Origin of the sequence: Variovorax sp. dw_954 (assembly GCF_018449755.1) — a bacterium.
GTDB lineage: Bacteria > Pseudomonadota > Gammaproteobacteria > Burkholderiales > Burkholderiaceae_C > Variovorax.
Window position 1 is genome coordinate 197,344 of the sequence record NZ_JAAVVD010000010.1, and the last position, 18,096, is coordinate 215,439.

General features: G+C 68.2%; 17 protein-coding genes. 5 read left to right on the forward strand and 12 right to left on the reverse strand.

The window, feature by feature from the left end; genetic code table 11:
- Window positions 1-26: 26 nt before the first annotated feature.
- The 3 genes from HB681_RS17595 to HB681_RS17605 are packed head-to-tail and all read right to left on the reverse strand — an operon-like array spanning window position 27 to window position 2,116.
- A complete protein-coding gene (locus HB681_RS17595) occupies window positions 27-860 on the reverse strand; it encodes an IclR family transcriptional regulator (RefSeq protein ID WP_213956149.1) in 834 nt (277 codons plus the stop codon).
- Between the two features lie 3 nt (window positions 861-863).
- Window positions 864-1,583: an SDR family oxidoreductase gene (locus tag HB681_RS17600; RefSeq protein ID WP_213956150.1), complete on the reverse strand. Its 720-nt coding sequence runs from the start codon at window positions 1,581-1,583 to the stop codon at window positions 864-866.
- Between the two features lie 5 nt (window positions 1,584-1,588).
- A complete protein-coding gene (locus HB681_RS17605) occupies window positions 1,589-2,116 on the reverse strand; it encodes a 2,4'-dihydroxyacetophenone dioxygenase family protein (protein ID WP_213956151.1) in 528 nt (175 codons plus the stop codon).
- Between the two features lie 211 nt (window positions 2,117-2,327).
- Here HB681_RS17605 and HB681_RS17610 point away from each other — a divergent pair, with 211 nt between their 5' ends.
- A complete protein-coding gene (locus HB681_RS17610; RefSeq protein ID WP_213956152.1) occupies window positions 2,328-2,786 on the forward strand; it encodes a GNAT family N-acetyltransferase in 459 nt (152 codons plus the stop codon).
- A 104-nt stretch (window positions 2,787-2,890) separates the two neighbouring features.
- Window positions 2,891-3,412 (forward strand): GNAT family N-acetyltransferase, encoded by a 522-nt coding sequence (locus HB681_RS17615; RefSeq protein ID WP_213956153.1) that lies wholly within the window; start codon window positions 2,891-2,893, stop codon window positions 3,410-3,412.
- Between the two features lie 110 nt (window positions 3,413-3,522).
- On the opposite strand, the gene HB681_RS17620 is transcribed toward HB681_RS17615, so the two are convergent.
- From HB681_RS17620 to ssb, 3 genes are all read right to left on the reverse strand, one after another.
- Window positions 3,523-4,416: a dienelactone hydrolase family protein gene (locus HB681_RS17620; RefSeq protein WP_213956154.1), complete on the reverse strand. Its 894-nt coding sequence runs from the start codon at window positions 4,414-4,416 to the stop codon at window positions 3,523-3,525.
- A gap of 196 nt (window positions 4,417-4,612) precedes the next feature.
- Window positions 4,613-5,095 carry an ion channel gene (locus tag HB681_RS17625; protein WP_213956155.1) on the reverse strand — a complete coding sequence of 161 codons (483 nt, stop codon included), beginning with the start codon at window positions 5,093-5,095 and terminating at the stop codon, window positions 4,613-4,615.
- Window positions 5,096-5,211: 116 nt separating this feature from the next.
- Window positions 5,212-5,754, reverse strand: a complete 543-nt coding sequence (gene ssb, locus HB681_RS17630; protein WP_213956156.1) for a single-stranded DNA-binding protein — start codon at window positions 5,752-5,754, stop codon at window positions 5,212-5,214.
- A 138-nt stretch (window positions 5,755-5,892) separates the two neighbouring features.
- Between ssb and HB681_RS17635 the strand changes: the two genes are divergently transcribed.
- The 3 genes from HB681_RS17635 to HB681_RS17645 all read left to right on the forward strand — a co-directional run bounded on the left by HB681_RS17635 (window position 5,893) and on the right by HB681_RS17645 (window position 11,386).
- Window positions 5,893-7,320 (forward strand): chloride channel protein, encoded by a 1,428-nt coding sequence (locus HB681_RS17635; protein ID WP_213956157.1) that lies wholly within the window; start codon window positions 5,893-5,895, stop codon window positions 7,318-7,320.
- Between the two features lie 81 nt (window positions 7,321-7,401).
- Window positions 7,402-10,413 carry an excinuclease ABC subunit UvrA gene (uvrA, locus tag HB681_RS17640; RefSeq protein WP_213956200.1) on the forward strand — a complete coding sequence of 1,004 codons (3,012 nt, stop codon included), beginning with the start codon at window positions 7,402-7,404 and terminating at the stop codon, window positions 10,411-10,413.
- 49 nt (window positions 10,414-10,462) lie between these two features.
- Window positions 10,463-11,386 carry a LysR family transcriptional regulator gene (locus HB681_RS17645; protein ID WP_213956158.1) on the forward strand — a complete coding sequence of 308 codons (924 nt, stop codon included), beginning with the start codon at window positions 10,463-10,465 and terminating at the stop codon, window positions 11,384-11,386.
- Window positions 11,387-11,576: 190 nt separating this feature from the next.
- Here the strand turns inward: HB681_RS17645 and HB681_RS17650 are convergent, their stop codons facing one another.
- From HB681_RS17650 to HB681_RS17675, 6 genes are all read right to left on the reverse strand, one after another.
- Window positions 11,577-12,011, reverse strand: a complete 435-nt coding sequence (locus HB681_RS17650) for a MaoC family dehydratase (protein ID WP_213956159.1) — start codon at window positions 12,009-12,011, stop codon at window positions 11,577-11,579.
- 2 nt (window positions 12,012-12,013) lie between these two features.
- Window positions 12,014-13,252, reverse strand: a complete 1,239-nt coding sequence (locus HB681_RS17655) for a CoA transferase (RefSeq protein WP_213956160.1) — start codon at window positions 13,250-13,252, stop codon at window positions 12,014-12,016.
- Between the two features lie 18 nt (window positions 13,253-13,270).
- Window positions 13,271-14,212: a tripartite tricarboxylate transporter substrate binding protein gene (locus HB681_RS17660; RefSeq protein WP_213956161.1), complete on the reverse strand. Its 942-nt coding sequence runs from the start codon at window positions 14,210-14,212 to the stop codon at window positions 13,271-13,273.
- 26 nt (window positions 14,213-14,238) lie between these two features.
- On the reverse strand, window positions 14,239-15,123 hold the full coding sequence (locus HB681_RS17665; RefSeq protein ID WP_213956162.1) for an alpha/beta hydrolase: 885 nt from the start codon (window positions 15,121-15,123) through the stop codon (window positions 14,239-14,241).
- Window positions 15,124-15,248: 125 nt separating this feature from the next.
- Entirely contained in the window at window positions 15,249-16,370 is a 1,122-nt protein-coding gene (locus HB681_RS17670; RefSeq protein ID WP_213956163.1) for an NADH:flavin oxidoreductase/NADH oxidase, read from the reverse strand.
- 158 nt (window positions 16,371-16,528) lie between these two features.
- The gene (locus tag HB681_RS17675) at window positions 16,529-18,052 is read right to left on the reverse strand and encodes a PLP-dependent aminotransferase family protein (protein ID WP_345944697.1); all 1,524 of its coding nucleotides are present in this window, start codon (window positions 18,050-18,052) and stop codon (window positions 16,529-16,531) included.
- Between the last annotated feature and the right edge of the window lie 44 nt (window positions 18,053-18,096).

The following is an 18,096-nucleotide window of genomic DNA, read 5'->3' on the forward strand; positions in this document are numbered from 1 at the left end:
CGGCAGGGCGCTCTTTGCCGGCTGCGCTACCGCACGTCCCTCCCCTGCAGCGACGGCGTCTGAGCGATGCGCTCGGAGATCACGCGGCAGGCTTCCAGCAAGGGCGCGACATAGGCTTGCTCGGGGTTCTCCTTCTGGCGGAACAGCAGGGTGCTCACGCTGATAGCGGCCACAGGCTGGCCCGCGGCGTTGCGGATGGCCGCGCCGAAGCAGAAGATGCCCGCCTCGTTCTCCTCGTCGTCCACCGACCAGCCGCGTTCGCGCACCTGTTCGATCTGCGCGCGCAGGACGGCGGCATCGGTCACTGTGTTCGCGGCATGGCGGGGCATCGGCAACCCCTTGACCAGCGCCTTGAAGCGCTTGTCATCGAGCGCGGCCATGTAGGCCTTGCCGACGGCCGTCGAATGCAGCGACACGCTGGTGCCGATGCGCGAGGCCATGCGCACGGCGCTGGGGCTTTCGAGCTTCTCGATGTAGACCATGCTGGCGCCGTTGGGCACGGCGAGGTGCACGGTCTCGCCGGTCAGGTCGCGCAGGCGCTTGAGTTCCTCGACGGCGGCCAGTCGAAGCTCGGAGCGGCCCCAGCTGCGGTTCGCAAGCTGGATCAGGCGAGGGCCCAGGGCCAAGGTCGCGGCGCCGGGGTTTTCCACCAGCATTCGCTCGGCAACCAGCGCCGCCACGATGCGATGCACCGTGGGCCGCGGATAGCCGCTGGCGCGCATCAGGGCGCCGACGTTCACCGGCTCCTCGGCATCGGCCACCAGCTGCAGCACGCGCATGAACTTGGAGAAGGATGCGGTGCCCGCGACCTGGGCCTGGAGGGGCGATTCGGCGGAGGACGAAGCAACGGGAGCGGGCATCGGTCAGGACACCATGTAGCCGCCATCGACCGGCAGGATCACGCCCGTCATGAACGACGCGGCGGGCGTGCACAGGAACATCGCAGCCCGCGCCACGTCGTCCGGCGTACCCCAGCGCGCCAATGGCGTGCGGGCGAGGATCGGACCGGCGCGCGCGGGGTCGTCCTGCAGGGCCCTGGTGAGGGGCGTCGCGATCCAGCCCGGGGCCACCGCGTTGACGCGGATGCCATCCGCGGCATAGGCGATGGCCAGCGACTTGGTGAGCTGCGCCACCCCGCCCTTGCTGGCCGAATACCCCGGCACCAGCCCGCCGCCGAAGAAGCTGAGCATCGAGGCGGTGTTGACGATGCAGCCGCCGCTCGCCTTGAGGCGCTCGCGCGTCATGGCGCAGACGCGCATGATCCCGGTGAGGTTCACGGCCAGCACTTTCTCGAAGACGGCGAGCTCATGCTCCGCGCCACGCTGGATGATGCCCGCGCAGTTGAAGACGATGTCGAGCGTGGCGATTTCGCCCAGTGCCGCTCCCAGGCTGGCCTCCGATGTCACGTCGGCCTGCCGCACCTCGACCGCGGCGTCGAGCGTGCCGTCGCCCGGGCCCAGTCCGATGGCCGTCACGGTCGCGCCAAGCGCCGCGAGGTGGTTGGCGATGACCGCGCCGATGCCTTGCGTCGCGCCGGAGACGAGCGCCCTCTTGCCCTTGAAAAGTCCTGCCGCGTACGTCATGGCGCCTACCGGATGAACTGCTTGGTGTAGTCGGCGCCGAGGCCGACCGCCTCGAAGTGCTTGCGGCACATGTCGATCTTGGTGAACACGTCCTCGTAGCCCATGCCCTTGCCCCACGGGTCGGTGTAGTACATGACACCGTTGACCTGGAAGTAGGTGATCATTTCCTCGACGTCCTCCGGCACGTAGAGGGTGTGCGTCTCGCCCGGCGGCTCGAAGACGTAGCTGCCTTCGGTGGCTTCCCAGTCGTGTTCCAGGTAGCGCCAGCGGCCCTTGAGCACGAAGCCGTGCACCGCCTGCGGATGCCGGTGGCGGCTCAACACGCCCGACTTGCGCACGCGCAGCAGGTTCATCCAGTAGCCCTGGCTCGCGTTGAGGCAGAGCGGCCGGAACCACACGTTCTCCGCCTGCGGCACCCAGAGCCGCTCGTCCGTCGGGATGGCGTGCTGCACCACGATCTCGGGCAGCGCGTCCGGCGGGTTCGGGTACTGGTACGGGGTCTTGGGGTTGGGATCCGCGTCATCGATGGGCATTTAGCTCGTCCATATTGTGGATAATGGTCCATATTGTAGACAGCGAGGACGCTTTGGCGATGTGCGTAAACCCTTGGGTCGGGATTCATGCGGGCGCGGACCGAGGGCTGTCCGACGCAGGGGCCCGGGCGCAGCCACGGGTCGAACGCGCCCGAAGCACGATGTCGTATCTTCATGCCCCAGGCATTGCGAAACAGGTCGAGGCTGATCGATGAAAACCACCGAAGTGAAGGTTCGCGCGGCGCGCGAGAACGATGCGGATGCGGCGGCGGCCTGCGTCCGTGCGGCATTCGAGCGCTATGTGCCGCGCATCGGCCGGCCGCCCGCGCCGATGCTGCTGGTCTACCCGGCCGTCATCGCCCGGGGCCAGGCCTGGGTCGCGGAACTGAAAGGCCAGGTGGTCGGGGTGCTGGTGCAGTACGAGACCGAGGACGGCTTCTACATCGATACCGTGGCGGCCTCGCCGCAAAGTCAGGGCACCGGCGTGGGCCGGGCATTGCTGGTGTTCGCGGAGGCCGAGGCCCGTGCGCGAGGCTACGAATCCCTCTACCTCTGCACCAACTCGATGATGACGGAGAACCAGGTGTTCTATCCCCGGATCGGCTACGTCGAATACGACCGCCGGGCGCAGGATGGGTATGACCGGGTGTTCTACCGGAAGAGCGTGTGAAGGCGCCGGCTTGAACGAAGGCCGCCTTGCGCCGCGGCCGGACAGCGACTCGAACTTTTCTTCCGAGTCGCCGGTGGCTAGCATCGACCCACTGGAGTCCCACCATGCAGTTCGTCACCTGTACCTACGAGTCCCATGCCGCCGAGATCCTGGAGATCTTCAACGAGGCCATCGTCAGTTCCGCGGCGCTGTACGACTACAAGCCTCGCACGCCGGAAAGCATGGTCGGCTGGTTCAAGGCGAAGGAAGCCGGGCGCTTTCCCGTGATCGGCGCAACCGGGCCGGACGGGCGGCTGCGGGGCTTCGCGAGCTACGGCACCTTTCGCGCCTGGCCGGCGTACAAGTACACGGTCGAGCATTCGGTCTACGTGCACCGGGACCATCGTGGCGAGGGCATCGGCATCGCGCTGATGAAGGAACTCATCTCGGCGGCCCGCAAGCAGGAGGTCCACGTGATGGTCGGCGCCATCGACGTCGCCAATACCGGCAGCATCGCGCTGCATGAGAAGCTGGGCTTCTCGAATGCAGGGACGATCGTGCAAGCCGCGTTCAAGTTCGGTCGATGGCTGGACCTGGGCTTCTATCAACTGGTGCTGGACACGCCGGCCCAGCCGGTGGACGGCTGATCCGACTTCGCAATCAAGCGCATAACTGCGTTGGACCGCCTTGCCATGCTACGGCCTGTCTGCGGCGCTCCGCCTTGTCCCGCGCTTGATTGCAAAGTCGTATGAACGCATCAGTCCAGGTTGGCCTTCAGGAAGGCCACCGTCCGCTCCCACGCCAGCTTGGCCGCGGCCGGGTCGTAGCGAGGTGTGGTGTCGTTGTTGAAGCCGTGTTGCGTGCCGGGGTAGCGCCAGGCCGTGTATTTCACGCCCGCGGCTTTCAACGCCGCTTCGTACCCGGGCCAGGCCGCGTTGATGCGCTCGTCGATCGCAGCCTGCTGCACCAGCAGCGGCGCCTTGACCTTGGCCGCCTCCGAGGGCGCCGGCGTGTTGCCGTAGAAGGGCACGCCGGCATTCAGGTCGGGCAGGCGCGTGGACAGCCAGTGCACCATGCCGCCGCCCCAGCAGAAGCCCACCGCGCCCATCTTGCCGTTGCCATCGGCGCGGCCGCGCAGCCAGTTGGCCGAGGCCAGGAAGTCCTCGCGCGTCTTCGCCTGGTCGAGCTTGCCGAAGGCGTCGCGCGCCTTGTCCTCGTCGCCGGGATAGCCGCCCGAGGACGTCAACGCGTCGGGCGCGAAGGCCATGAAGCCGTCGAGTGCGAGGCGGCGCGTGATGTCCTCGATGTGCGGGTTCAGGCCGCGGTTTTCGTGGATGACCAGCACGGCAGGCAGCTTCGACATGCCCGCCGACGCCGGTCGCACCAGGTAGCCGCGGATGGTGCCGCTGCCGGCGGGCGACGGCACGTTGATCCGTTCGGCCTGGAGCCGCGCATCGTCGGGCTTGACCTGCTGGCCTGCCGCGAAGTCCGGGCTCAGCGCGGCCAGCAGTCCGGCTGCCGTCATGCCGGCCTTGGCGAAGCGGCGAGCCTTGTCAAGGAAGCCGCGGCGGTCGACGTCGCCATGGACGTAGGCGTCGAAGAGGGTCAGCAGGTCCTGGTCGAACTTCTCGTGGGGCAGGGTGGGGGGCATCGGGGTCTCCGCGCGTCGATACGAAGTGGGGCTACGCCGGCACGATAGCTGCATCGCAGGAATGCCGTAGCGCGCGGGGCTGTTCGATGGCATCCGACCCACTTTGTTCCGATGCGCGCCATGCCGACGGCACGGGGGACGACCAAGGCACGGTGATGCAGGTACTGGTCCCCTTCACCACGCGGCAGCGATCACGTCACGGCTTCTCATGCCTGGCGTGCTGCACCTGGGTGCGGGCTGCGCGCGACTGCCAGAGCTGCTCCATCTTCAGGTAGGTGAAGGAGGCCGACCAGCCGATCATCATGAGGCCGGTCAAGGCCTCGGTCACGGCGATCGCGCGGATGCTGCCCATTGGATAGACCTCGCCGTAGCCCAGCGACGTGTAATTGACGGCCGACAGGTACAGGAAGTCGCCGACCTTGCCCTCGAACGTTCCTCCGATGCCGCCGAATGCCGGGATCGCCGACATCACGCGAAGCGTCAACGCGAACAGCCAGATCTCGGCGATGTGCCCCAGCATGAGGGCCATCATCGCCAGGATGATGGTGCGCCGCCCCTGCAACCGCCGCAGCCCCCACGGCACGAGTCGGTCGGAGATGAGCGTCATCGTCTCGAAATGCACCATGACCGAGATGACAACCATGACGGCTGCAATGGCCCATGCCAAAAGATCGAACATGGCGGTCTCCGATGTGATGCGAGGGACATTATGGGGATGCCGGTGCGCACAAAGTAAAAGGCCCGCAGCGGCGAAGCTGCGGGCCTCTTCAGTCAGGAAGACCGAAGAACTTGCGATCAGAACGGAATGTCGTCGTCCATGTCGTCGAAGCCCGACGGCGACTTGGACGGCGCCGGGCGCGGTGCGGGCGCTGGTGCGCGCGGTGCGGCTGCCGGGGCGCGCGACGCGTAGCCGCCACCACCACCGCCACCTTGCGAGTAGCCGCCACCCTGGCCGTATTCGTCGTCACCGCCGCCGCCACCCGCGGCAGGACCGCCCTGGCCTTGCCGGCTGCCCAGCATCTGCATCTGGTCGACACGGATGTCGGTGGCGTACTTCTCGACGCCGTCCTTGTCCTGGTACTTGCGGGTGCGGATCGAGCCTTCGACGTAGATCTGCGAGCCCTTGCGCAGGTATTGCGCGGCGATCTCGGCCAGGCGGCCGTTGAAGACGAGGCGGTGCCACTCGGTGGCCTCGCGCATTTCGCCGCTTTGCTTGTCCTTCCACTTGTCGGTGGTCGCGATCGTCACGTTGCAGATCGAATCGCCGCTTGGAAAGGTACGGGTTTCCGGGTCGCGCCCGAGATTGCCGACGAGGATGACTTTGTTGACGGATGCCATGTGCACTGCCCCTGATGAATGGATGAAAGAGGAGGTTTTAACGAGAAAAACGCGAGGCGAGATTGTGCCCGATCGGCGGGGGCGTGATTTCCGGGGGTGGGCACAACTATTGCGCACCGTCAGAATGGCCCCCGCTGCATGAACCACCACGAGCCCGACTTCTTCGAGCACCTGCGCACAGAGTTGCGCGGCGGGCGGATGTGGCTGGACCGGGCCATCGTGTTGGCTTATGCGGTGGCGGCAGGGCTTTCGGTGGTCGCGCTCACGATGGCGGTCGACTGGATATTCACCGGCTTCCAGCGCGTCTTCGCATGGCAGCCGTGGCTGCCGCTGGTCACCATGCCGCTGATCACAGTGGGCGTCGTCTGGGCCACACGGCGATTCTTCCCGGCCGCTGGCGGCTCGGGCATCCCGCAGGTCAAGGCGGCGCTGAGTCCCGCCTTGCCGCCCGAGCGGCGGTCCATGTTCGTGTCGCTGCGGCTCGCGGTCGGCAAGATGGTGCTCACCACCGCAGGCTTCGCAGCGGGGCTCTCCATCGGGCGCGAAGGGCCTTCGGTGCAGATCGCGGCGGGCGTGATGCAGCATGCACGCCGCTGGCTGTCGCCCAACACCACCATCGACTCGCGCGCCCTGCTCATGGCCGGCGGCGCGGCGGGCATCGCGGCCGCATTCAATGCACCGCTGGCGGGCGTGCTGTTCGCCATCGAGGAACTGTCGGGCCGCATCGAGTCGCGCGCAAGTGGGCTGATCATCACGGCCATCGTGCTGGCCGGCCTCGTGGCGGTCTCGGCTTTCGGCAATACCAGCTATTTCGGCGTGCTCAAGGTGCCGCCTTTCGGCTGGGAGGCGCTGCTGCCCGGCCTGCTGGTGGCGCTGCTCTGCGGCGCGGCGGGCGGGCTGTTCGGGCGGCTGTTCATCGCCTCGCTCACCGGGGCGCCGGGGCGCTTCAACGCATGGCGCGCGCGCTACCCGTACCGCTTTGCCGCGGGTTGCGGGCTGGCGATCGCGGTGATCGGGCTGGCGACGGGCGGCGTGACCTTCGGCGCGGGCTCGGAGGCGGTGAAGGACATGCTCAAGGGCCACGACCGCCTGCCGGCCATCGACACGCTGCTCAAGTTCGTGGCCACCTGGCTCAGCGCCTGGAGCGGCGCGCCGGGCGGCATCTTCGCGCCCTCGCTGTCCATCGGCGCGGGCATCGGCGAGGTGGTGGCGCAGATCGCCAATGCGAACCTCGGGCCCGCGCTCATCGCCATCGGCATGGCCGCCTTCCTGGCCGCGGTGACGCAGGCGCCGCTGACCTCCTTCATCATCGTCATGGAGATGGTCGACGGTCACGCGATGGTGCTGAGCCTGATGGCGGGCGCGATGCTGGCGAGCCTGGTGTCGCGCATGATCAGCCGGCCGCTGTACGACACGCTGGCCGAGCACATGGTGGCGGCGGCGATCGGGTCGCCGTCGCCGGTCAGCGCCGAGCCGTCCGCCTCGCCAGAACATGGCCCCGACGCCACCCCGCCCCGGACCGATACCCTTTCCCCGCCGGAGCCCGAATCCGCCCCGCCCCGCTGAAAAGCCCCGGGGATTTATGATGTCCGGTTGCCCAGAACCGACCCCCAAGTGAATTCCCCCACCCCGGACAACGTCGATCACATCGATCGCGCCTACCTAGGCGCCCTGCTCGCGCAGCAGCGCATCAGCATCCGCGGCGCACGCACGCACAACCTGAAGAACATCGACCTCGACATCCCGCGCAACAAGCTGGTGGTGATCACCGGCCTGTCGGGCTCGGGCAAGTCGAGCCTGGCCTTCGACACGCTGTATGCCGAAGGCCAGCGGCGCTATGTGGAAAGCCTGTCGGCCTATGCGCGGCAGTTCCTGCAGTTGATGGACAAGCCCGATGTCGACGTGATCGAAGGGCTTTCGCCCGCGATCAGCATCGAGCAGAAGGCCACCAGCCACAACCCGCGCTCCACCGTGGGCACGGTGACCGAGATCCACGACTACCTGCGCCTGCTGTATGCCCGCGCCGGTACGCCCTTCTGCCCCGACCACGACCTGCCGCTGCAGGCGCAGACGGTGTCGCAGATGGTCGATGCGGTGCTTGCCATGCCCGACGAGCCGCGCCTGATGATCCTGGCGCCGGTGGCGCGCGAGAAGAAGGGCGAGTTCCTGGAACTCTTCGCCGAGATGCAGGCGCAAGGCTATGTGCGCTTCCGCGTCGACGGACAGACCTACGAATACAACGACCTGCCCAAGCTCAAGAAGACCGAGAAGCACGACATCGACGTGGTGATCGACCGGCTGCGCGCGCGCCCCGACGTGCAGCAGCGCCTGGCCGAGAGCTTCGAGACCGCCTTGCGCCTGGCCGATGGCCGCGCGATCGCCCTGCAACTCGGCGTGGAAGGCGCGCCCGACAAGGAGCACCTCTACAACGCCAAGTTCGCCTGCCCCATCTGCCACTACTCGCTGGCCGAACTGGAGCCGCGCCTGTTCTCGTTCAACTCGCCGGTGGGCGCCTGCCCGAGCTGCGACGGCCTGGGCAACCGCGAGGTGTTCGACTGGACGCGCGTGGTCGCCTTCCCGACGCTGTCGCTCGCGAGCGGGGCGGTCAAGGGCTGGGACCGGCGCAACGGCTATTACTTCAGCATGCTGGAGTGCGTGGCCAAGCATTACGGCGTGGACATCGACAAGGCCTTCGAGGACCTGCCGGAGAACGCGCGCAACGCGATCCTGCACGGCTCTGGCGAGGAAGAGATCAAGTTCAGCTATGTGATGGAGTCCGGGGCGAGTGCCGGCCGCAAGCTCGTGCGCAAGCATCCCTTCGAAGGGATCATCCCGAACATGGAGCGGCGCTATCGCGAGACGGATTCCATCGCCGTGCGGGAGGAACTGGCCCGCTACCGCAACAACCAGCCCTGCCCGGATTGCCACGGCACGCGACTGCGGCGCGAGGCGCGGCATGTGTTCCTCGTCGACGACTCCGGCAGCGAGTCGAAGCGCATGAGCATCTTCGCGATCAGCCATGTCACGCTGCGCGACAGCCTGGCCTACTTCCAGACGCTGAAGCTGCGCGGCGCCAAGGCCGAGATCGCCGACAAGGTGATCCGCGAGATCGGCCTGCGGCTCAAGTTCCTGAACGACGTGGGGCTCAACTACCTGAGCCTGGACCGTAGCGCAGAGACCTTGTCCGGCGGCGAGGCGCAGCGCATCCGCCTGGCCTCGCAGATCGGCTCGGGCCTGACCGGTGTGATGTACGTGCTCGACGAGCCCAGCATCGGCCTGCACCAGCGCGACAACGACCGCCTGATCGGCACGCTGAAGCACCTGCGCGACATCGGCAACAGCGTGCTCGTGGTCGAGCATGACGAGGACATGATCCATGCCGCCGACCATGTGATCGACATGGGCCCGGGCGCTGGCGTTCACGGCGGGCGCGTGATGGCGCAAGGCACCTTCGAGCAGGTGCGCGACAACCCCGAGTCGCTGACCGGCCAGTACCTGCTCGGCACCCGGAAGATCGAGGTTCCGAAGCGCCGCACGCCCTGGCTGCCGGTGCTGCGCAAGCCTGAAGAGGACAAGAAGCCGATCAAGCCGAAGTTCCCGCCCAGCCCCGCCGCGTTGAAGCGGCAGGCCCGCGAAGCGGCGCATCTCGCCTCGCAGACCGACCTGCAGGAGATCCGCGTCATCGGCGCGACCGGCAACAACCTGAAGGACGTCAGTGTCGCCTTCCCGGTCGGCTTGCTGACCTGCGTGACGGGCGTGTCTGGCTCGGGCAAGTCGACGCTGGTGAACGACACGCTCTACACCGCTGTCGCGCGCACGCTGTATCGCGCGCACGAGGAGCCTGCGGCGCACGAGTCGGTCGAAGGCATCGAGTACTTCGACAAGGTCATCAACGTCGACCAGTCGCCGATCGGCCGCACGCCGCGCAGCAACCCCGCCACCTACACCGGACTGTTCACGCCGATCCGCGAGCTGATGGCCGAGACCAACACCGCGCGCGAACGCGGCTACGGCCCGGGCCGCTTCAGCTTCAACGTGGCGGGTGGCCGCTGCGAGGCCTGCCAGGGCGACGGCGTGGTGAAGGTCGAGATGCATTTCCTGCCCGACGTCTACGTGCCCTGCGAGGTCTGCCACGGCCAGCGCTACAACCGCGAGACGCTGGAGGTGCAATACAAGGGCCGGAACATCGCCCAGATCCTCGAGATGACGGTCGAGACGGCCTACGAATTCCTGAAGGCCGTGCCAACGATCGAGCGCAAGCTGCACACGCTGCTGGACGTGGGCCTGAGCTACATCAAGCTCGGGCAGGCGGCGACCACGCTGTCGGGCGGCGAGGCGCAGCGCGTGAAGCTCGCGCTGGAACTCAGCAAGCGCGACACCGGCCGCACGCTTTACATCCTCGACGAGCCGACCACCGGCCTGCACTTCGCCGACATCGAGCTGTTGCTGAAGGTGCTGCACCAGTTGCGCGACGCGGGCAACACCATCGTCGTGATCGAGCACAACCTCGACGTCATCAAGACTGCTGACTGGCTCATCGACATGGGCCCCGAGGGCGGCGCCGGCGGCGGTACGGTGGTGGGCGAAGGAACGCCGGAGGACATCGCGGCGAACGAGGCGAGCCACACGGGCAAATACCTCAAACGGCTGCTGGCGTAGGCCGGCCGGCGACTATAGGATCGTGTCCCTCTCAACGACCTGTCGATGAATGGACCTCCTGGGCAGCCTGAAGGCGCTTTGCGCCGTCGCCGAGCATGGCAGCCTGACGCGCGGTTCGGTGGCGCTGGGGGTGACCCAGTCCATCCTGAGCCGGCAGATCGCCGCACTGGAAACCCACGTCGGCGCCAAGCTGCTGCACCGAACCGGGCGCGGCGTGGCACCCACCGAACTGGGCCTGCGCATCCTGCCGCAGGCCGCCCAGTTGCTGCGGGGCCTCGACGATCTGGTCGCGGAAATGGCCGGTGAGCGCAGCGGCCCCTCGGGAACGGTGGAACTCGCGATGGTGCCCTCCGTCCGGCCGCTGGCGGTGCAGGTGTTCAAGTCGCTGCAGGAGGCCTATCCCCGGATCAAGCTGCGCACGCGCGAGGCCTACAGCGGACAGGTCGAAGAGTGGATTGCCAACGGCAAGGTCGACATCGGCCTGTTCAATCGCTACAGTTCCGCGCCGGTCAAGAACGCCGAGGCGGTGCTGCGTGCGCCGCTGGTGGTGCTGGGATTGCGCGAGACGGCGAAGGAGGCCCCCACGGTGGCTTTCCGCAAGCTGGATGGCGTGCCGCTGGCCATGGCGACCAAGCCGAATGCCCTCGTGACCATGCTCGAAGCCACGGCGAAGCGCTGCAAGATCTCGCTGGACATTGCGTTCGAGAGCACATCGGACACGATCATCCGCGCGGCCGTGGGCAACGGCGCCCTCTTCACCATCGTGCCGCTGCATGTGGCGTTCCGGGACTATGGGCCCGAGCGCTATGCCTGGTCGCAGATCGTCGAGCCCGGCCTGGTGCAGCACACCTGGCTGGCCACCACCAGCGCGCATCCCATCGATGCCGCCGCGCGTGTCGTCCAGCGTCTGCTCGTGGAACTGGCGTCCAGCGCGGCACAGCATGGCGCGCAGGTGCCGTCGTCCAGGCGGTAGTTCCGGCTTGCACCATGGCGCCACGCTTCGCATGAAGCTTGAACCGGATGGTGCGCGGGCCGAGGACGGCAGGTATCCCCCTCCGCGAATGTCCCCCGCCTTCGGCTCCTCCTTTATTTCGCTGCGGGGGACACCCACCGCCCTCGACCCAGGACACGGCGCGTCGTGCCGGCAGCGGACCTGGCTCGCTTCAGTCTCCCGCCGGTGGCATTTCGCTGAGTTGAATGCGCGCCGACAACTCCGCCGCGGTCTCGTCGCCGACCAGTTGGCACAGCCCGACATATTCGACGGTGCGGCGCCCCGCGCGCAGCGGCGAGGTCTCGGCCGGCGTCCAGGTCACGCGCACTTCCGCGCCCACCGCGATGGGCGCCCGGAATCGCGCCTGCACGTCGACCAGCGCCATCGGCTGGCCGCTGAAATGCCGGCCCAGCACGGCGACGGCCGCGCCGGTGACAAGCACGCCGGGCACCGGCACGGCGCGCAGCCCCGCGCGCTGTGCGAGCGCCTGCGAGCTGTGCACCGGATGGCCGCCGCCGACCATCGCGAGGTAGGTCGCGATGTCGTCCTCGCCGAACAGGAAGGCGCCGCGGACATAGGTGACCGGCGCAAGTACAGCTTCCATCATGATCAGATCACTCCCTTTTCGCGCAGCTCCTGGAGGACGCTGTCGGACATCCCCATCTCTGCGCCATAGACATCGGCGTTGTGCTGCCCCGCCTCGGGCCCGCTGGCCCAGACCCGGCCCGGGGTCTTCGAGAAGCGCGGCACCACGCCCTGCATCCGGACCCAGCCCAGCTGGTCGTCCTTGACGGAGACGATCGCCTTGCGGGCCTCGAAGTGCGGGTCGTTGAAGATGTCCCGGATGTCGAAGATGGGGCTGAAGCTGACGTCATGTGCCAGCAGCACCGAACTCGCCTCGACCAGCGTCCGCTCGCCGAACCAGGCCTGCGCGATGGCCTCGATCGCCTCGCGGTGGCTCAGGCGGTCGGCATTCGACACGAAGCGCGGGTCGGCCAGCAGGTCCGGCCGCTGCCAGGCCGTGGCCAGCCGGCGGAACACGGCCGGCGCGCTGACGGCGAGCGCCACCCACTTGCCGTCACGGGTACGGTAGACGTCGCCGGGCGCCGAGTAGGCATTGAGGTTGCCGGTGCGCCCGCGGATCTTGCCGAGCTGGTCGTACTCGATGGCCATGAAGTCCATTACCCTGAACATCGCCTCGGTGGCCGACAGGTCGATCTCCTGGCCTTCCCCCGCCGGGTCCGCGTTGCGCTGCACCAGCGCGGCGCAGACCGAGAAGGCGGTGAACACGCCGGTCAGCACGTCGGCCACCGGCACGCCGGGAAAGGTGGGCGGCGAGCCGGGGTCACCGCAGAGGTTCACGAAGCCGGAAAGCGCCTCGAAGATGCGGGCGAACCCCGGTCGGTTGGCATACGGGCCGGTCTGTCCGAACCCCGTGACCCGCGTGACGATGAGCCGCGGGTTCAGCTTGCGCAGCCGGTCGGCGTCGAGCCCCCACGCGGCCAGCGTGCCCGGCCGGAAGTTCTCGACCAGCACGTCGTAGGACGGCAGCATGCGCTCCAGCACGGCGCGGCCGCGCGGGTCGCGCAGGTCCAGCGTCACGCCGCGCTTGTTGCGGTTGGTGACCTTGGACCACAGCGAGATCCCGTCCTTGTGGGGCGGCAACTGCCGGATGTGGTCGCCCTCGCCGGGCATCTCCACCTTGAGCACCTCGGCGCCCAGGTCGGCCAGCAGCGCGGCGCCGAGCGGGCCCGCGACGATGGTCGAAAGATCGAGCACACGGATGCCGGCCAGCGGGCCGGCCGGGGCATCGGATGGCGCGGAGTCGTCGTCGGATGGAAGGATCATCGCCGTGCCGGTGCCCGTTCAATCCGCCTTGAAGCCGGAGGCCCTGACGATCGCGCCCCAGCGCTGCCGCTCCTCCGGGAGCTGCTTGCTGAACTGTTCGCGCGTCATGTTCGGGTATTCCATGCCCAGCGCATCGATCGCCTTGCGCACCTCCGGGTCGGCGGATGCGGCCTGCATGGCCGCCTCCAGCCGCGCCAGCGTCTCCGGGCGTGTCCGCGCGGGCGCGAACAGCGCGAGCCAGCTGCTGCCGTGCACCGTCGGGAAGCCGGCCTCGGCGAAGGTGGGCACATCGGGTGTCTGCTCGGAGCGCCGGTCGCCGCTGGTCGCCAGCATCCGCACGCGTCCGGCCTTGTGCAGCTGGACGAACTCCGAAGCGGCGCTGAACGCCGCCGGCACCCGGCCGGCCATCAGGTCCAGGTTCATGGGCGCGCCGCCCTTGTACGGCACGTGCGACAGCTCGACGCCAGCCGCTTTGCCCAGCAACAGGCCGAAGAAATGCGGAAGGCTGCCGGCCGCCGGCGAAGCGAAAAAAGCAGCGTGCTGCGGATCGGCCTTCGCCGCCGCCAGGTAGTCGGCGACGGTCCTGGCCGCCGAGTCGGGCGGCACCGCCAGCGCGATCTCGAGCCGCGCCGCCTGGCCCACGGCCACGAAATCGGCCTTGGGGTCGTACGGGAGCTTGTTGTAGGTGAACTCGCTGAGCACGTTCACCACGATGTTGCCCAGCAGGAGCACCGATCCGTCGGCCGGCGCGCCCTTGACCGCGACCGCCGCCATCGTGCCGCCGGCACCGGGCTTGTTCTCGACGATCACCGGACGCTCCAGCGACTTGCTCATCGCCTGCGCATAGGCGCGAGCCAGGCCATCCGCGCCGCCACCGGCCGGGTATCCCACGACGATGCGTGTCGCGGCAGGCTCGTCGGCAGCGAGGGCTTGGAGCGGGAGCGCGAACACGGCAGTCACGACAAGTAGAAGCAGTGGATTGAACTTCAACCCTGTAATGCGTCCTGGTAGTGAGCCAGGCGCATGGCGCGATGGAGGAACATGCCGATCGGCCCGATTGTCCGCTCGTCGACGAAAAGCGGTGCATGGCCCGTACCGGGAATCTCGAGCCAGCGCGCGTCGGCATGCTCCTCCTGCATGCGCATGCAGACCTCCCTGCTCAGGAGCCTGGAATGCTCGCCGCGAAGTATCAGGACCGGGCAGTTCACGACATTCCACACCGGCCACAGGTAGACCCGGCTGGTCACCGGCTCCAGCGGAACCGCGCGCACATCGAAGCGGCTGCGCAGCCCGCCCTGCTTGTCGGCGATCACGCTGGACTTCGCCAGCGCCTCCCAGCGGGCGACGTCCAGCTGGCCGAAGCCCCCGAGCGTGGCACGGAAGTAGACCGCGGCTTCCCTGAGGTCCCGGAACTCCACCGGCGTGGCTGCCTGGTCGCGCAGCCGCTGCAGCTCCGCGCCGTCCAGCTCGGCGCCGACGTCGTTGAGCACCAGCGAACGAACCAGTTGCGGGTGGCGCGCCGCCATCTGCAAGCCGAGCAGGCCGCCCATCGACGTGCCGACCCAATGCACCGTGCGCACCGCCAGGTGCCTGACGAGCTCTTCCAGCACTGTCAGGTAGGTGCGGCTGTTGTAGAGGCTGGCGTCGGCCAGCCAGTCGCTCTGCCCGCGGCCGGGCAAGTCGACGCACACGACGCAGTACTGGCCAGCCAGTGCCTGCGCCAGTTCATCGAAATCGCTGGAGTTGCGGCTCAGGCCATGCACGCAGAGCACCAGCGGGTGCGACGACTCGCCCCACAGCTTGTACGCAATGCGCGAGGAAACGGTGCTTTCACCGAGGGAAACGCGGAGGTGGCGCGTGACAGCATTCATGCCTGCAAGTCTAGGCAGTCGCCTCGGAGACACAATCGCGCAACACTCATTTCAGATTTGCAAATGGCGCATGACTACGAAAGTGGTCAGTTGCCACCGCGCGATCGCGCGAGCCGCGAGTTCCTTCAGCGCTGGCCGATGCGCGCGCCGTCCCCGAACAGGCCCTTCAGTTCCCGCGGCTGCGAGCGCCAGTACTGCTTCGGCGCATCCACCTGCGCGCCAAGCTCGGCGGCGGCGCGCCAGGGCCAGTGCGGCTCGAACAGGATCGCGCGGGCGATCGCCACGAAGTCGGCCTGTCCGTTGCCGACGATTGCCTCGGCCTGTTGCGGATGGGTGATGAGGCCCACCGCGATCGTCGGCAGCCCGGACTCGGCCCGGATGCGTTCGGCGAAGGGCACCTGGTAACCGTCGACCAGCGGGATCTTCTGCTTCTGCGAGACGCCGCCCGACGACACATGGATGAAGCTGCCGCCACGCGCGGCCAGGGCCTTCGCGAACTGCACGCTCTGGTCGACCGTCCAGCTCTCGCCTTCGTCGACCCAGTCGCTGGCCGAGAGGCGCATGCCCACGGCGATGTGCGCCGCCACCGCCCCGCGCACCGCATCGAACACCTCCAGCGGAAAGCGCATGCGATTGGCCAGCGAACCGCCGTATTCGTCCGTGCGCTGGTTGGCGATGGGCGAGAGGAACTGGTGCAGCAGGTAGCCATGCGCCGCGTGCAGCTCGATCGAGTCGAGCCCGAGCGCCTCTGCGCGTTGCGCAGCACGCGCGAAGGCGGCCTTGACGCGCGCCAGCCCTGCAGCGTCGAGCGCGATGGGCGGCGGCTCCCCGGGCGCATGCGGCAGCGCGGAGGGTGCTTCGGTCTGCCACGCGCCTTCGTCCGGCTTCAGGCTCTGCCCGCCGTTCCACGGCACGTGGCTCGACGCCTTGCGGCCCGCATGGGCGAGCTGGATGCCGACCGGCATCTTCGAATAAGCCCGGACCGCATCCAGCACTCGCTTCAGCGCCGCCTCGTTGTCGTCCGAATACAGGCCGAGGCAGCCGGGCGTGATGCGGCCCTGGCGCTCCACCGCGGTCGCCTCGATGATCAGCAGCCCCGCCCCCGACAGCGACAACTGCCCCAGGTGCATGAGATGCCAGTCGGTGGCATTGCCGTCCTGCGCCGAGTACTGGCACATCGGCGCGATGACGATGCGGTTGCGCAGTTCGATCGGGCCGAGCGTGCCGGCGGAGAAGAGTGAACTCATGGGATTCCTGTCGCGAAGGGGCGGGTGATGGCAACGCCGGACAAATCCCTCGTGCGACGCGCGCGGCGAACCGGGATATTGGCCAGCGTTGACTTATATCGGGGCCGCTGCGCGCGTGCTCGGCGCGGGGCATTCCGCGGGCACCCGGCCCGAGCCGGTCAACCCTCGCGCGCCATCGCCCGCACCGCGTCGCGCAAGGCGAGGATGCCGGGCTCGATCTTCTCCAAGTCGATCGACGACAGGCGCAGTCGGAAGTAGGGACAAGGCCGCGGCGGTTGCGCGAAGAACACGTCGCCCGGCTCGATCAGCACGCCATGCTCTCGCGCGCGCAGAGACAGTGCGGCGCCATCGAGCCCCTCGGGCATCTTGACCCACACCGAGGCGCCGCCGTTCGGCACCGTGGCCTCGAACTCCGGAATGTGCCGCGCCAGCGCAGCCATCGCCGCGTCCATGCGCTGCCGCAGCACCTGGTTCACGCGGCGCGCATGCGAGTCGTGGTGCCCGAGCGAGAGGAACAGCGCATAGGCATGCTGCAGGAAGGCGCTCGGATGCCGCACCATCGCATGCCGAAGCAGGCGCAGCTCGCCGATCAGTTCCTTCGAGGCCACGATGTAGCCGAGCCGCATCGCCGGCGCGAGGCTCTTGGACAGCGAGCCGATGTAGATCACGCGCCCGGTCCGGTCCAGGCTCTTGAGGGCGGGCGTGGGCTCGCCGGCATAGAGGTTCTCGGCTTCGTAGTCGTCCTCGATGACGACGAAGTCCTGCAAGGCAGCCTTGCGCAGCAGCCATTGGCGACGCTCCAGGCTCAGCGTGCGCGTGGTCGGGCTCTGGTGCGAAGGGGTGACGAAGACATAGTCGAGCGCGGGCAGCGCATCGACCACCAGGCCCTCGTCGTCGACCGGAATGCCCACCAGCTGCGAGGTCCGCAGCGAGAACGCGTTGCGCGCATGCGGATAGCCCGGCTCCTCGAAGCCGACGCGCGTGCCGCGATCGAACAAGGCCTCTGCCACCAGGTAGAGCGCGTGCTGCGCGCCCACCGTCACGAGGATTTCCTCGGGCCGCGCGAACACGCCGCGCTTGGGCAGCAGCCGGATGCGGATCTGCTCGATCAGGTCGGGCATGTCGTCGGTCTCGAAGTCCGGCGTCCAGTTCGGCAGTTGCGAGCGGGCCAGGCTGCGCACGCAGCATTCGCGGAAGTCCTCGGTCGGAAAGAGCTGCGCGTCGTGCGTGCCGTACACGAAGGGATAGGCGAACTTGCGCCATTGCGCGGGCTTGGAGAGCGTCGGTTGCTCGCGCAAGGAGCGCAGTACCCGCTCGGTCCATTGCGGTGGCGCACCGGCGCTCGCGCCGTCGGCCCTGAAGGGATCGATGACGATGCGGGCCTCGCCGATCGATGACGGCAGCGCACCCGCGTGGACGAACACGCCGGAGCGCGGGCGCGACTCCAGGTAGCCCTCGTCCACCAGTTGCTGATAGACGGCGGTGACGGTGTTGCGGCTCAGGCCCAGCGCCTGCGCGAGGTCGCGCGACGATGGCAGCGCCGCGCCGGCGGCGAGCCGGCCATCGAGGATCACCTGCACCACCTTCAGGCGCAGGCGCGATTGCAAGGGCAGCCCGGTGTGGTCGTCCAGCGCAAAGAGCTGCGCCCACAGCGGCGTCGTCGATGGAAGCTTCGTGGTCACGGCGGGGGTCATCTACGCTCTTCAAAAGTGCATCGGGCCATGCA